This is a genomic window from Rhodosalinus sp. K401 (assembly GCF_041365735.1).
Taxonomy (GTDB): Bacteria; Pseudomonadota; Alphaproteobacteria; order Rhodobacterales; family Rhodobacteraceae; genus Rhodosalinus.
This window is the reverse complement of record NZ_JBGFSI010000007.1, coordinates 1-13,390: the sequence shown is the minus strand read 5'-3', so window position 1 is coordinate 13,390 and position 13,390 is coordinate 1. Positions and strand designations below refer to the sequence as shown.

At 70.0% G+C, this 13,390-nt stretch carries 13 protein-coding genes and 1 tRNA gene; 9 read left to right on the top strand and 5 right to left on the bottom strand.

Annotation, left to right across the window (positions count from 1 at the left end; translation table 11 throughout):
• Positions 1–40 precede the first annotated feature (40 nt).
• Entirely contained in the window at positions 41–322 is a 282-nt protein-coding gene (locus AB6A66_RS09480; RefSeq protein ID WP_371039144.1) for a DUF2312 domain-containing protein, read from the top strand.
• A complete protein-coding gene (gene nagA, locus AB6A66_RS09475) occupies positions 301–1,458 on the top strand; it encodes an N-acetylglucosamine-6-phosphate deacetylase (RefSeq protein WP_371055825.1) in 1,158 nt (385 codons plus the stop codon). Before AB6A66_RS09480 ends, nagA begins: the two co-directional genes overlap by 22 nt.
• Here nagA and AB6A66_RS09470 read toward each other — a convergent pair.
• The gene (locus tag AB6A66_RS09470; protein ID WP_371055681.1) at positions 1,445–2,326 is read right to left on the bottom strand and encodes a hypothetical protein; all 882 of its coding nucleotides are present in this window, start codon (positions 2,324–2,326) and stop codon (positions 1,445–1,447) included. The genes nagA and AB6A66_RS09470 overlap by 14 nt on opposite strands.
• A 105-nt stretch (positions 2,327–2,431) precedes the next feature.
• On the opposite strand from AB6A66_RS09470, the gene AB6A66_RS09465 reads away from it, so the two are divergent.
• A tRNA-Thr gene (locus AB6A66_RS09465) sits at positions 2,432–2,507 on the top strand.
• A 96-nt stretch (positions 2,508–2,603) separates the two neighbouring features.
• Here the strand turns inward: AB6A66_RS09465 and AB6A66_RS09460 are convergent.
• Positions 2,604–3,251, bottom strand: a complete 648-nt coding sequence (locus AB6A66_RS09460) for a cupin domain-containing protein (protein WP_371039142.1) — start codon at positions 3,249–3,251, stop codon at positions 2,604–2,606.
• Between the two features lie 257 nt (positions 3,252–3,508).
• Between AB6A66_RS09460 and AB6A66_RS09455 the strand changes: the two genes are divergently transcribed.
• The 5 genes from AB6A66_RS09455 to AB6A66_RS09435 all read left to right on the top strand — a co-directional run bounded on the left by AB6A66_RS09455 (position 3,509) and on the right by AB6A66_RS09435 (position 9,242).
• Positions 3,509–5,086 (top strand): ABC transporter substrate-binding protein, encoded by a 1,578-nt coding sequence (locus tag AB6A66_RS09455; RefSeq protein WP_371055680.1) that lies wholly within the window; start codon positions 3,509–3,511, stop codon positions 5,084–5,086.
• 226 nt (positions 5,087–5,312) lie between these two features.
• The gene (locus AB6A66_RS09450) at positions 5,313–6,302 is read left to right on the top strand and encodes an ABC transporter permease (RefSeq protein ID WP_371039140.1); all 990 of its coding nucleotides are present in this window, start codon (positions 5,313–5,315) and stop codon (positions 6,300–6,302) included.
• Positions 6,299–7,255: an ABC transporter permease gene (locus AB6A66_RS09445; RefSeq protein ID WP_371055679.1), complete on the top strand. Its 957-nt coding sequence runs from the start codon at positions 6,299–6,301 to the stop codon at positions 7,253–7,255. The genes AB6A66_RS09450 and AB6A66_RS09445 overlap by 4 nt, the downstream gene beginning before the upstream one ends.
• Positions 7,252–8,280 (top strand): ABC transporter ATP-binding protein, encoded by a 1,029-nt coding sequence (locus AB6A66_RS09440; RefSeq protein WP_371055678.1) that lies wholly within the window; start codon positions 7,252–7,254, stop codon positions 8,278–8,280. The genes AB6A66_RS09445 and AB6A66_RS09440 overlap by 4 nt, the downstream gene beginning before the upstream one ends.
• Positions 8,277–9,242 (top strand): ABC transporter ATP-binding protein, encoded by a 966-nt coding sequence (locus AB6A66_RS09435; RefSeq protein ID WP_371055677.1) that lies wholly within the window; start codon positions 8,277–8,279, stop codon positions 9,240–9,242. Before AB6A66_RS09440 ends, AB6A66_RS09435 begins: the two co-directional genes overlap by 4 nt.
• A gap of 22 nt (positions 9,243–9,264) precedes the next feature.
• On the opposite strand, the gene AB6A66_RS09430 is transcribed toward AB6A66_RS09435, so the two are convergent.
• From AB6A66_RS09430 to AB6A66_RS09420, 3 genes are read right to left on the bottom strand one after another with little or no spacing between them, the layout of a single operon-like run.
• Positions 9,265–10,521, bottom strand: a complete 1,257-nt coding sequence (locus AB6A66_RS09430) for a DUF6522 family protein (protein ID WP_371055676.1) — start codon at positions 10,519–10,521, stop codon at positions 9,265–9,267.
• A complete protein-coding gene (locus tag AB6A66_RS09425; protein WP_371055675.1) occupies positions 10,514–11,734 on the bottom strand; it encodes a P-loop NTPase in 1,221 nt (406 codons plus the stop codon). Before AB6A66_RS09425 ends, AB6A66_RS09430 begins: the two co-directional genes overlap by 8 nt.
• Entirely contained in the window at positions 11,731–12,336 is a 606-nt protein-coding gene (locus AB6A66_RS09420; protein WP_371055674.1) for a MarR family winged helix-turn-helix transcriptional regulator, read from the bottom strand. The genes AB6A66_RS09425 and AB6A66_RS09420 overlap by 4 nt, the downstream gene beginning before the upstream one ends.
• A 108-nt stretch (positions 12,337–12,444) precedes the next feature.
• Here AB6A66_RS09420 and AB6A66_RS09415 point away from each other — a divergent pair, with 108 nt between their 5' ends.
• Complete coding sequence (locus AB6A66_RS09415; protein WP_371039133.1) at positions 12,445–13,293, top strand: sigma-70 family RNA polymerase sigma factor; 849 nt, start codon at positions 12,445–12,447, stop codon at positions 13,291–13,293.
• Positions 13,294–13,390: the final 97 nt, after the last annotated feature.

The window sequence follows — 13,390 nt, the reverse complement described above, 5'->3', positions numbered from 1 at the left end:
TAGCAAGTAGCTTCCCCACAAAGCACGGAGGCAGGGTGCCATGCAGGATTTCGCCGAGCGGGACGGCGCGGGCGGCACGGCTGACGCCTATGGCGTCGCCGCGAACGAGTTGCGCCAGTTCATCGAGCGGTTCGAGCGGCTCGAGACCGAGAAGAAGGAAATCGCCGATCAGCAGAAGGAGGTCATGGCCGAGGCGAAGGCGCGCGGCTACGACACCAAGGTGATGCGCAAGGTGATCGCGCTGCGCAAGCGCGAGCCCGACGACATCGCCGAGGAGGAGGCGGTGCTGGAGATGTACAAATCCGCGCTGGGCATGGCCTGAACGGCACCCGCGCGCTGACCGGGGCGGAGGTTTTCGACGGCACGCGGACGCGTCGCGGGCACGCCGTCCTTCTTGAGGACGGGGACATCGCCGCCGTGCTGCCCGAAAGCGATCTGCCCCGGCAGGTCGCGGTGGAGCGTCTGGCGGGCGGCCTGCTGGCCCCGGGTTTCGTCGATCTGCAGGTGAACGGCGGCGGCGGCGCCATGCTGGGCGAGGCGCTCTCGGCCGACGGGGTCGCCGGCATCGCCCGCGCCCATGCGCGGCTCGGCGCGACGACCATCCTGCCCACGCTCGTCAGCGACACGCCCGAGGCGACGCGGGCCGCCATCTCGGCCGTGGCGGGCGCGGGGTGGCCGGGCGTCGCGGGGCTTCATCTCGAGGGGCCGCATCTCGCCCGGCCGGGTGCGCACGACCCGGCGCGGTTGCGCCCGATGACGCAGGACGATCTCGATCTCTATCTGGACGCGGCGCGCCGGCTTTCCCTGCTGATGCTGACGGTGGCGCCTGAGGCGGTCACGCCCGCCCAGGTCGCCGCGCTCGCCCGGGCCGGGGTGCTGGTCTCGCTGGGGCATACGGATGCGCCGGCCGAGGCGTGCGCCGCGCTCTTCGCGGCGGGCGCGCGCGCCGTCACGCATCTCTTCAACGCGATGTCGCAGCTCACGGCGCGGGCGCCGGGTCTCGTCGGGGCGGCGCTCGAGGCGGGTACGGTCGATGCGGGGCTGATCGCGGACGGGGTCCACGTCGATCCCGCGGCGATCCGCGTGGCGTTGCGCGCCAAGGCCGGGCCCGGACGGCTTTTCCTTGTGACCGACGCGATGGCCGCGGCGGGAACGGACGCGGCGCGCTTTCATCTTGGCGGACGAGAGATCCGTCGCGCGGGCGGGCGTCTGACGCTGGAGGACGGCACGCTTGCGGGCGCCGATCTCGACATGGCTGGCGCGCTTTCGGTGATGACCGGGCCGGTGGGCCTCGACCGCGACAGCGCGCTCGCCATGGCTACCTCCATCCCGGCGCGGGTCGCCGGGCTGCGCGCGGGGCGCCTTGCGCCCGGGCTCAGGGCGGACATGGTGCTTCTGGACGAGGCTCTCTCGCTCGCCCGCGTCTGGCAGGGAGGGGCCGAGATCAGGGCCGGATGAAGCGGACCTGGGGCATCGCCGCGATGCGCGCGACGTCCGCGTCGTAGGCGGCGCTGAGCCGCTCCAGCTTCGCCGCGTCCCATCCCGGCAGGTCGATCTCTTCCTCCACCTTGCCGGGGTCCGCGTAGCGGTCGAGGAAGGCGGCCATCACCCGCCGGCGCTGCGCCGGCTTCATCGGGGGGGCCTCCTTGAGGTATCCCCTGAGCCGCGCGGCGCCCAGGTCGGTCAGGATCGCCGAGGCCACGTCGAAATCCCCGGCCAGGTCGGTCTCGGAGGGCAGCCCGGCCACAGCGCGCAGAACGTCGGCCCAGACGAAGGCCGTGTCCTCGTTGCACCAGAGAATCATCTGCAGTCCCGGCAGCGCGTCGCGGATGCGGATGACGAGGTCCGACCAGCGCAGCGTTTCCGGATCGGCGCCGTCGAGCATCTCGTCGAAATCGGTATGCTTGGAGCTTTCGAAGAGCGCGGGCAGGAAGCTTGCCGGGTCGCGCAGCCCCATGGCCATCACGAGTTCGTCCTCGTGCAGCAGTTCGGCGAGGTAGGCCAGCCGTTCCTCCGCCAGCGGGTAGAGCGTCCCGCCCGCGAGCGCCAGCCGCGGGGCCGCGAAGAAGCTGTCGTTCGAGAGCACCAGCCGGCGCACAGCGTCCGGGTCCTCGTCGAGGATCGCGTCGAGGATCACCTCGCGGGCGTCTTCGGCGGGCGCGGTCTTGCGCATCGAGGTCAGTGTGTCGCGCAGAAGCTTCCGGTAGCGCCCCGGTCCGGGCACCGCCACACCGGCCCCGCGCAGCGTGTCGGCGTTGCGCAGAAGGCTTTTGAGCAGCCGGTCTTCGTCGGTGCAGTGTGCGCCGGTGTGGATGATGACCTTCATGCCGCTCCTCCGTCAGCGCCGCAGCTATACCCGCGCCCGCAGTCGCGTCAAACCGGGCGTCCTTTGCTGGACAGACGACGCGCGATCGTCTAACGCAGCCCTCGGGCCGGTATAGCTCAGCTGGTAGAGCACCTGACTTGTAATCAGGGGGTCCCGGGTTCGATCCCTGGTGCCGGCACCATCCCGCAAGTCAGCCGAAGCGGCCTCGATTCTTCTGCCCGGGAACGACCGTCACGTCATCGTCCGGTCTGCGCTTCGCGGGGGGGCGTTCGGTGCCTCAGGCATCGGCGGGGACGTGAACGAGATGGCCGGACTTCACCCAGACGCGCGCGCCATCGGCGCCGGCCTTGGCCTTGGTCGCCGTTCCGGGCGGCAGGCGCAGCCAGTCCCACCGGCGCAGCGTGTCGCCGGCCTCGGCGAAGTCGCCCTCGAGCACGAAGACCTCCATCCCGCCCGGGGCGTCGATCGATACCTCGGCGCCCGGCGCCCAGCGTTCGATCGCCACATCCTCGCGGCTGTCCGAAAAGAGCGGCAGGCGCGGGGCGTCCCGCGCCGCGGTGTCCACGTGAACCTCAGTGCGGTCGGCCGGGTCGAACTGGTGCAGCTTCACGAGGATGGTCGCGCCGTCGGGCGCCGAGGGCGTATGGCGGGAGGTCGGCGGGTTGCGGACGTAGCTGCCCACCGGAAAGGCGCCGTGCTCGTCGCAGAACGTGCCGTCGAGCACGAGATACTCCTCGCCGCCGTCATGGGTATGCGCCGAGAAGGCGCTGCCCGGCGCGTAGCGCACGATGCTGGTGGCGCGCGCGACCTCGGCGCCGATGCGATCCAGCATCTTGCGCTCCACGCCCGGCATCGGCGAGGGCACCCAGTCGCTGGCGTCGAAGCTGACCACGACGCGCCTTGAGAAATCGGCGTTGATCCTCATCGAAACGGTCCTTTCGGGCTGGCGCGGCCCCACGGGGCTGCACGCGGGTGCTTGCTGTCGTGCCAGACATAGGGCGAACCGGCCCGGCGCAACACCCGCTTCGCGCCCGAAGGCCGCCCGCGGCGCGCGGACCCCCGCCGGGGGGCTGCCCCCGGGTCGCCCGAAGCTGCCTGTTGCCCGTCCCGCCCGTTGCGTTATCCTCGCGCCACCATCCGCCCCGGCGCAACGGGGCGGCCATGACCGACAGGGAGACAGACATGAAACGCACGACAGCCCTTCTGGCGACCACCCTTCTCGTGACGACCGCCGCGGGCGCGTCCGCCGAGACGCTGCGCTGGGCGCGGGCGGGCGACTCGCTCACGCTCGACCCGCACGCCCAGAACGAGGGACCGACCCATACCCTCGCCCACCAGATCTACGAGCCGCTCATCATCCGGGACATGGACGGCCAGTTCCAGGCGGCGCTCGCCACCGACTGGGCGCCGTCCGCGGACGACCCGAACGTCTGGGTGTTCAACCTGCGCCAGGGCGTGAAATATCACGACGGCTCGGATTTCACCGCCGAGGACGTGGTGTTCTCGATCAACCGGGCGAAGTCGGAAAAGTCCAACATGAAGGAGTTGCTCTCCTCCGTGGTCGAGGTGCGCGCGGTCGACGATCACACCGTCGAATTCGTGACCGACGGTCCGAACCCGATCCTGCCGGCGAACCTCACCAACCTCTTCATGATGGACAAGGGCTGGGCCGAGGCCAACGGCGCGGTCGAGGTGCAGGACGTCGAGAGCGGCGAGACGACCTTCGCCGCCACCAACGCGATGGGCACCGGTGCCTACACGCTCGTCAGCCGCGAGCCCGACGTGCGGACGGTCCTGACCCAGAACGAGAACTACTGGGGCAAGGACATGTTCCCGCTCGAGGTGACCGAGATCGTCTACACCCCGATCCAGAACGCCGCCACCCGCGTCGCCGCGCTCCTGTCGGGCGAGGTGGACTTCATCCAGGACGTGCCGGTGCAGGACCTGGGCCGCGTGGGCGAGACCGAGGGCCTTGTCGTCAAGACCGCCCCGCAGAACCGCACGATCTTCTTCGGGCTGAACCTCGGGGCGGACGACATCGCCAATGACGACGTGGTCGGCGCGAACCCGCTGGCGGACGTGAACGTGCGCAAGGCGATGAATCTGGCGATCAATCGCGAGGCGATCCAGCAGGTCGTGATGCGCGGCCAGTCCGCACCCGCAGGCATGATCGCGCCGCCCTTCGTCAACGGCTGGACTGCCGAGATGGACCAGATCTCGACCGATGTCGACGCCGCGAAGGCGCTGATGGAGGAAGCGGGCTATGCCGACGGCTTCTCGATCCAGCTCGACTGCCCGAACGACCGCTACGTCAACGACGAGGCGATCTGCCAGGCGGTCGTGGGGATGATGGCCCAGATCGGCATCACGGTGAACCTCGACGCCAAGCCCAAGGCGCAGCACTTCCCGCTGATCACCAACGGCGAGACCGATTTCTACATGCTGGGCTGGGGCGTGCCGACCTACGATTCGGAATACATCTTCAACTTCCTCGTCCACACCCGCGGATCCGAGCGCGGCAGCTGGAACAACACCGGCTTCTCGAACTCCGAGATCGACGAGATGATCGAGATGCTCGCCTCCGAAACCGATCTCGAGGCGCGCAACGAGATGATCGCCACGATCTGGGAAGTCGTGCAGGAAGAGACGCTCTACCTGCCGGTCCACCACCAGGTGCTCAACTGGGGCATGACGGACCGCGTGGGTATCGAGGTGAGCCCCGAGGACGATCCCAAGATGAAGTTCTTCGAAATGAACTGAGCCGATCCGGCAAGGAACGGCGAAAGGGCGGTCTGAGGGCCGCCCTTTCCTTTTCGAACCGCCTTCCCGGCCATCTTGTGGTCGTGCGTTCGACCGCCGGGGCATAGAGCGGGCGGCCGGCAGAACGCCGCGACGGGGCGTGCACGCGGCCACGCGGCGGCAGTCGTCACGTCAGCCATGCGCCCGCGTTCTTGACGCCCCAGCCGTTTGCGGACAGTTTGCCGGGATGCTCGCGTATGTCATCCGCCGCGTGTTCCAGTCCCTGCTGGTCCTGCTTGTCGTGGGGCTTGTCGCCTTCTCCATGTTCCGCTTCGTCGGCGACCCGGTGGACAACATGCTCGGCCAGGAGCGCACCCAGGCGGATGTCGAACGGCTGCGCATGGAGCTTGGGCTCGACCAGCCTTTCCCCGTGCAGTACTGGCGTTTCCTCGAACAGGCGGCGCAGGGCAATTTCGGAATATCCTACCGCCAGGGCCGCGAGGTGTCGGAGATCCTGGTCGAACGGCTTCCGGCCACGCTGGAACTTGCCTTCATGTCGGGCCTTTTCGCGCTGGTGGCGGGGATCGGCCTCGGCGTCTTCACGGCGATCCGAAGGCGGGGCATCGCGGCCAACACGATCATGACCCTCTCGCTCGTCGGGGTGTCGCTGCCGACCTTCCTGATCGGGATCCTGCTGATCTATCTCTTCTCGGTCGAACTCGGCTGGCTGCCGTCCTTCGGGCGGGGCGAGGTCACGCGGGTCGGCAGCTGGTGGACGACCGGGTTCCTGACCGAAAGCGGGCTCAAGGCGCTTATCCTGCCGGCGATCACGCTCGGGCTTTACCAGATGACGCTCATCATGCGGCTGGTGCGCACGGAAATGCTCGAGGTGCTGCGGCAGGACTACATCCGCTTCGCCCGTGCCCGCGGCCTGCGCGAGCGGGCGATCAACTTCCGCCATGCGCTCAAGAACACGATGGTGCCCGTCATCACGATCACCGGGCTTCAACTCGGCTCCATCATCGCCTTCGCGATCATCACCGAGACGGTGTTCCAGTGGCCGGGGGTGGGGCTTCTCTTCATCAACGCGATCCAGTTCGTCGACATCCCCGTGATGGCCGCCTACCTGATGATGATCTCGGTCATGTTCGTCGGCATCAACCTGATCGTCGACCTGCTTTATTTCGCGATCGACCCGCGCCTGCGCGTCGATCGCACCGGAGGAAAGCCGGCATGACAGATGCACCGCTCAGCCCCGTCCGCGAGGCCCGCGCCATGCGCCGCCTCAAGCGCGCCTGGGACAGCGATTTCGCCTATTCCTTCCGCCGCTCCCCGATCGCGATGGCCAGCTTCGCCGTGGTTCTTGTCCTGATCCTCGGCGCGGTCCTGGCACCCCTGATCGCGCCGCACGATCCGTTCGACCCGGCGACGCTCAACCTGATGAACGGCTTCACCCCGCCCGGCACGGCGAACCAGTTCACCGGCGACTACTTCATCCTCGGCACCGACGATCAGGGCCGCGACGTCTTCTCCACCATCCTCTTCGGCATGCGGATCTCCCTCTTCGTCGGGTTCTGCGCCGTGCTGCTGGCCATGGTGCTGGGCGTGACGCTGGGACTGATCGCGGCCTATGTGGGCGGCTGGACCGAGACGATCATCATGCGCGTGGCGGACGTGCAGCTGACCTTCCCCGCGATCCTCGTCGCCATGCTGATCTTCGGGATCGCCAAGGGCATCACGCCGCCCGAATACCGCAACGAAATGGCCATCTGGGTGCTGATCCTGGCCATCGGGCTCAGCGACTGGGTGCAGTTCGCCCGCGTCGTGCGCGGCGCGACCATGGTGGAGAAGAACAAGGAGTACGTGCAGGCCGCGCGGCTCATTGGCCGCACGGGCCCCGCGATCATGCTGCGCCACATCCTGCCCAACGTGCTGAATCCGGTGCTGGTGATCGCCACGATCAGCCTCGCGCTCGCGATCATCGCCGAGGCCACGCTTTCCTTCCTCGGCGTCGGCGCACCGCCGACACAGCCGTCGCTCGGCACGCTGATCCGGATCGGACAGGAATTCATGTTCTCGGGCGAGTGGTGGATCCTCTTCTTCCCGGCGCTTGCCCTGCTCGCGCTCGCGCTGTCGATCAACCTTCTGGGCGACTGGCTGCGCGACGCGCTCAACCCGAGGCTCAGATGACGGACACGACCCCGACCCAGGGGCGGGACGGCGCGAACGCCCCGCCCGTGCTTTCCGTCCGCGACCTGGTCGTGGAGATCCCCACCCGCGCGGGCACGCTGCGCCCGACCGACGGGGTCAGCTACGACATCCGCGCGGGCGAGATCCTCGGCGTGGTGGGCGAATCCGGCGCCGGCAAGTCGATGACCGGCAACGCGGTGATCGGCCTCCTCGATCCCCCGGCGCGCATCACGGGGGGCGAGATCCTGCTCAACGGCGAGCGGATCGACAACCTGCCCCGCGACCGGCTGCGCAAGCTCCGCGGCAACAAGATCGGCATGATATTCCAGGATCCGCTGACCTCGCTCAACCCGCTGCTGACCATCGGCGATCAGCTGACCGAGACGATCCTCGAGCATCTGCCGGTAAGCCAGGCGGAGGCGCGCCGGCGCGCGGTGGCGGCGCTGGAAGAGGTGGGCATCCCCGCCGCCGCGGCCCGGATCGGCAGCTACCCGCACGAGTTCTCGGGCGGCATGCGCCAGCGCGTGGTGATCGCGCTTGCCCTCTGCGCCGAGCCCGACCTCGTGATCGCCGACGAGCCCACCACGGCGCTCGACGTGTCGGTGCAGGCGCAGATCATCGCGCTGCTGAAGCGGCTCTGCCGCGAGAAGGGCGTGGCCGTGATGCTCGTCACCCACGACATGGGCGTGATCGCCGAGGCGGCAGACCGCGTGGCGGTCATGTATGCCGGCCGGCTCGTGGAACTCGGCCCGGTGCGCGAGGTGCTGACGCGCGCGCGCCACCCCTATACCGCGGGCCTCATGGCCTCGACGCCGCTCGCCTCTCTCGGGCGGCAGCGGCTGCGCCAGATCCCCGGCGCGATGCCGCGGCTCAACGCCCTGCCGGCGGGCTGCCCGTTCAACCCGCGCTGCGATCGGGCCGAGGACAAGTGCCGGCAGGATCCGCCGCCCACGCTGGCCGCCTGCGAGGGGCGCGCGGCCTGCTGGTTCCCGCTGACCCCGGACGCGGAGGAAAGCGCCGCATGAGTTCGCTGATTTCGGTGCGTCGTCTGACGCGCGTCTTCGACGTGTCCAAGCCTTGGCTCAACCGCGTGCTCGAGCGGCGGCCCAGGGCCTTTCTCACCGCCGTCTCCGACGTCTCCTTCGAGGTCGAGGAAAAGTCGGTCTACGCGCTGGTGGGCGAGTCGGGCTCCGGCAAGTCCACCATCGGCAAGATCGTGGTGGGCCTGGTGCCGCCTACCGAGGGCGCGGTCGAGATCGAGGGCGTGGACCTCTCGCGCGAGGCGGATGCGGCCGAGGTCGATCGCATCCGCTCCGACGTGCAGATGATCTTTCAGGATCCCTTCGCCTCGCTCAACCCGCGTTGGCGGGTGCGCGACATCATCGCCGAGCCGGTGAAGGCACGGGGCGGCGAGACGGCGGGGCTGGCGGAGCGGCTTCTGGAACAGGTGGGGCTGTCGGCGCAGGACGTCTCCAAGTTCCCGCACGAGTTCTCGGGCGGGCAGCGCCAGCGCATCTGCATCGCCCGCGCGCTGGCGTCCAACCCGCGGGTGATCGTCTGCGACGAGCCGACCTCGGCGCTCGACGTCTCCGTGCAGGCGCAGGTGCTGAACCTGATGAGCGATCTGCGGGAGGAGCTGGGGCTCACCTATCTCTTCATCAGCCACGACCTCACCGTGGTGCAGCACATGGCCGACGTGATCGGCGTGCTTTACCTCGGACGGCTCGTGGAAGAGGCGCCGCGCGACCGGCTCTTCGAGGAGCCGAAGCACCCCTACACGCAGATGCTCTTCGATGCCGCGCCGCGCATGGACGATTTCGGGCGCGAGGTCGCGCCTCCGAAGGGCGAGATCCCCGACGCGATCAACCCGCCGCCGGGCTGTGCCTTCCATCCGCGATGCCCGATCGCGGTGGAGCGTTGCGCGAAGGAACGGCCCGAAATGCGGCAGATCGGCCGGACGCGCGTCGCCTGCCACCTGGCGGAGTAGCGGCGGTCCGGGCGGCGGCGCGTCAGCCCGCCGGGGTCGGCTCCAGATAGGTCGCGCGTGCCTTGGCGAGTTCGCGGGCCCACCACGCCTCCTCGTCCTCGCCGGATTTCGGACCCCGGCCGAGGCGCGCGGCCTCGTCGAAGAACCCGCGCCCGGGCTTCTGGCCGCGCATCCGGCTCACGACGAGCGCGGCCAGGAAGGGCCGGCCGGCGGCGGCATCCTCCGCCATGGTGGCTTCGAGCGCGCGGGTGACACGGCGCACGGCGCCGGGCATGTACATGCCGAGCGCGCGGGCGAGCGCGCCGTATGTCATCGGCAGGTCGCCCGGCGGTGCGCCCGCGACCTGACTGCGAATCTTCTGGCGCAGGGCCGCGTCGTCGTCGCTTGCGCCGCGCGGCGGCGGGACCTCGCGCGCGGAGCCGTCAGGCGCGATCTCGGCCGACCAGGCGCGCGTCTTGTGGCGCACCGTGACACGGGTCATGCCCCGGTCGGGGCCCGTGCCTTCCTCGACGCGCGCGGTGGCCTCGCCCGCGCGGAGCGCCTGCCGCAGGTCCTCGGCCGTGAGGCCGAGCTTCGGGCCGAGATATTCCGGCGCTACCATGAACTGCCCGTTCTCGTGGCTGATCGCGCCCTCGGGCACGGGCCGGTTCAGAAGCGGCGTCGCGCCGGAGGGTGCGGCGGGGGCGTCGGAATAATAGGGATTGGTGCCCGCCGAGTGGTCGGTCACGTCCACGATCTCGCGCACCTCCGGCACGGCGGTGCGGATCATCTGCTCGACACCGTGGCGCAGCGTCGCGGCGGAGGCGGCGCAGCCCTGGCAGCCGCCCGACATCCGCAGGCTCACGGTCCCGTCCTTCACGTCGGTGACGGCGACATGCCCGCCATGGGCGGCGATGGCCGGGTTGGCCTGCGCGTCGAGAACATGCTGCACGGCGCGCAGCACCTCTGCGTCGGACCGCGCCGCGCCGGGGGCTTTCGCGCCGGCGCCGAGGGGGGCGTCGGTCGTCGCCAGCACCTCACGGATCGCGGTGGCGACCGAGGGCTTCAGCGCCTCCCAATCGGCCCCGGGCGCCTTCGTCACGGTGACTGCCGGCCCCGAGACATGAAGCGTCCGCACGCCGTCGAGGCCGAGGATCGCGCGGGGCAGGGGGGCGTCGCCCGCGTCCTCCCCGTCCGCCGAACAGCTCGCGCCCTCCTGCACCGCGCGCTCCAACACGAAGCGCATGGTGTCTGGGTCGCTCGCGGCGCGTTCGGCGCGGATACGCAGTCTCTCAGACATCTTCCACCTCCGCAGGCTGCATGGCGCGCAGGGTCGAGAAGGGGTAGATCCCGCTCTGGTGGCCGTCGCTGAAGGCGATGCCGATGGCGTAGTTGCCCAGCGACCAGATGCGGCGCGGTTCGATGTCGAGCGGCACGCTCGCCGGATCGAGAAGCGCCCGGCCGCTCATCTCGTCGACGCATTGCGCGCAGCGGCAGGCCAGACGCAGGTCGCGCACGTCGTGGCGGCTGCGATGGCCGTCGGCCCAGACGATCCCCAGCGTCCGCGCATCCGGGCTTTCCACCGCGACGGGCCGTTCGGGCATGCCGCCGGGCCGCGCGGCCTCGGGCGCGCCGCGCGGCTTGCCCTCGCCGCTCTGCCAGTCCCAGTCGAAGGGCAGGGCAAGACCGCCGCCGCCCTCGACCTCTCCGGCCACCTCGTGGGCGATCCGGCGGTAGGCTTCGGCGGCGGGCGTGTCCGGGTAGGCCACCACGAGCGGCTTGCCCGCGTCGCCGCAATCGACCACGGCCGGGTCGAGCGGCACGGCGCCGAGGAAGGGCACGCCCAGATCCGCGGCGATCCGCTCGCCGCCGCCGCGGTGGAAGATGTGGGTGACCGAGCCGCAGTCGGGACAGGTGAACCCGCTCATGTTCTCGACGATGCCGAGGATCGGCACCTTCACCTGCTCCATCATGCGCAGGCCGCGCCGCGCGATCTTCAGGCTCACGTCCTGCGGCGTCGTCACGATGACCGCGCCCGAGAGCGGGAAGGCCTGCGCCAGCGTAAGCTGCACGTCGCCCGTGCCGGGCGGCAGGTCGAGCAGCAGCACGTCGAGCTCTCCCCACGCAACCTCTGTGACGAACATGCGCAGATACTTGGCCACCATGGGGCCGCGCAGGATCGCGGGCTTGTCGTCGCCGGTGAGCATCCCCATCGAGATCACCTTCACCCCGTGCGCGTCGGCCGGGATGACCTTTCGCGCCGCGTCGAGCAGGGGCGGCTCATCTGTGGGCACGCCGAGCATCCCCGGGATCGAGGGGCCGTAAAGATCGGCGTCCACCACACCCACGCGCAACCCGCGCCCGGCCAGCGCCAGCGCGAGATTGGTGGTCACGGTGGACTTGCCGACGCCCCCCTTGCCGCTCGCCACGGCGATGATGCGGCCAAGGTGGGACAGGCCGTTCGAGGGCTCGGGGGCCTCTCGTCGGCCGAGATCGGGGGGTGTGGAGGTCACGTCGTCTCCTCTGGATCCGTGGTGTGCGTGGTATCGGCGGCGAAATTCGCGCAGAGCTGTCCGATTTCGGCGGGCGTGAGTTCGGCCGCGACGCAGGCGCAGTATCCGCCGCCGTCGCGCCCGGCGAAATGCCGGCAGTCGCCGCAGGTGCCGAAGGCGCTCGCGCCGCGCATCGTCGCGAGGTCCGTCGCGACGGCCGGAAGCGCCGCGGACAGCGCCGCGCGCTGCCGGTCCGGCAGGCGCTCGATCGCGTGGGCCAGATGACGCAGCGGATCGGCGCGAAGCATCGTGCGGCCATGGCTCGTCAACTCGAACCTCACGGAGCGGCGATCCTCGTCCGAGCGGCTGCGGGTCAGCAGCCCCTTCTGTTCGAGCGATTTCACGGTTTGCGACGCGGTCCCCCGCGTCGTGGCGTGAAAGCTGGCGAAGGCGGATGGTGTGCGCGAGGCGCGGTTGGCGCGGGCGAAAAACCGAAGGCCGGTCCACTGCGCGGGCGTCAGCCGCGCGGCGGCATCCTCGCCGCGCGCCGCGCGTCCGAGATGGACCAGCATCTCGGCGATCTCGTCAGGCGTGTGGCTTGGGTCGGCGCTGCGCGATGTCATGGACTGAAAGTAGCGTTCCGATACCATATTGACAAGCCGCCGCGCAGGAACATAGTTTCGTTTCGAAACGATTGCGCCCTTGAAGGCGTCCCTGCTGCTCGGATCCCGATGAACAAGCCATTCACCCCGTCCCGCTCCCGAAGCAAGCTCGACCGTCCGGCGGAATTCCTCGACGCCGAGACGGAGCTGGCGCTCGCGCGGGCCTGGCGCGACGAGGGCGACACCGACGCGCGCAACCGCCTGGTGACGGCCCATCGCGCGCTGGCGGTTTCGGTGGCGCGGCGCGCCGGCGGGGCAGGGCGCGCGCCCGACGAGGATATCGTCCAGCAAGCCAATATCGGCCTTCTCAAGGCCGCGGAGCGGTTCGACCCGGACCGTGGTTTCCGGTTTTCGACCTACGCGGCCTGGTGGATCCGCGCCGAGATCCAGGATTACCGCCTGCGCAGCTGGTCTCTGGTGCGTCTGGGCAATTCGCCCGCTCTACGGCGCCTCTTCTTCAACCTGCGCCGGGTCGAGGCGCGGCTCGCCTTCTCCGGGGAGGTGCGCCCCGAGGAGCTGGACGCCGCGATCGCCCGCGAGCTCGAGGTCGACGAGACGACCGTCGCGGCGATGCGCCAGCGGCTGGCGGCGCGGGACGGCTCGCTCAACCGGCCTGCGGCAGGCGAGGACGGCAGCGACATCCAGGATCTGATCGAGGATCCGTCGGGCGATTCGGAGGCGCTGGTGGGCGCGCGCCTCGATCGGCGCGCCTTCTGGCGGCAGATGGCGGGACACATGTCGGCGCTGCCCGACCGCGAGCGCGAGATCGTCATCGCGAGCTACGTGCAGGACCCGCCCCAGACCCTGGCGGACCTCGGCGAGACCTACGGCATCTCCCGGGAGCGCGTGCGCCAATTGCGCGAGCGCGGGCTGGAGCGGTTGCGCGAGGCCTTCGCGCGGGCGGCCGCGGCGGCCTAGCACTCCTGAGGAGCAGACCCGCGGCCAAGAGCATCGAAGTTTTCCACAGGAATGTGTCGGTTTCACGAAAAAAGGGCTTGCGGAGGTGTGTTGTGAT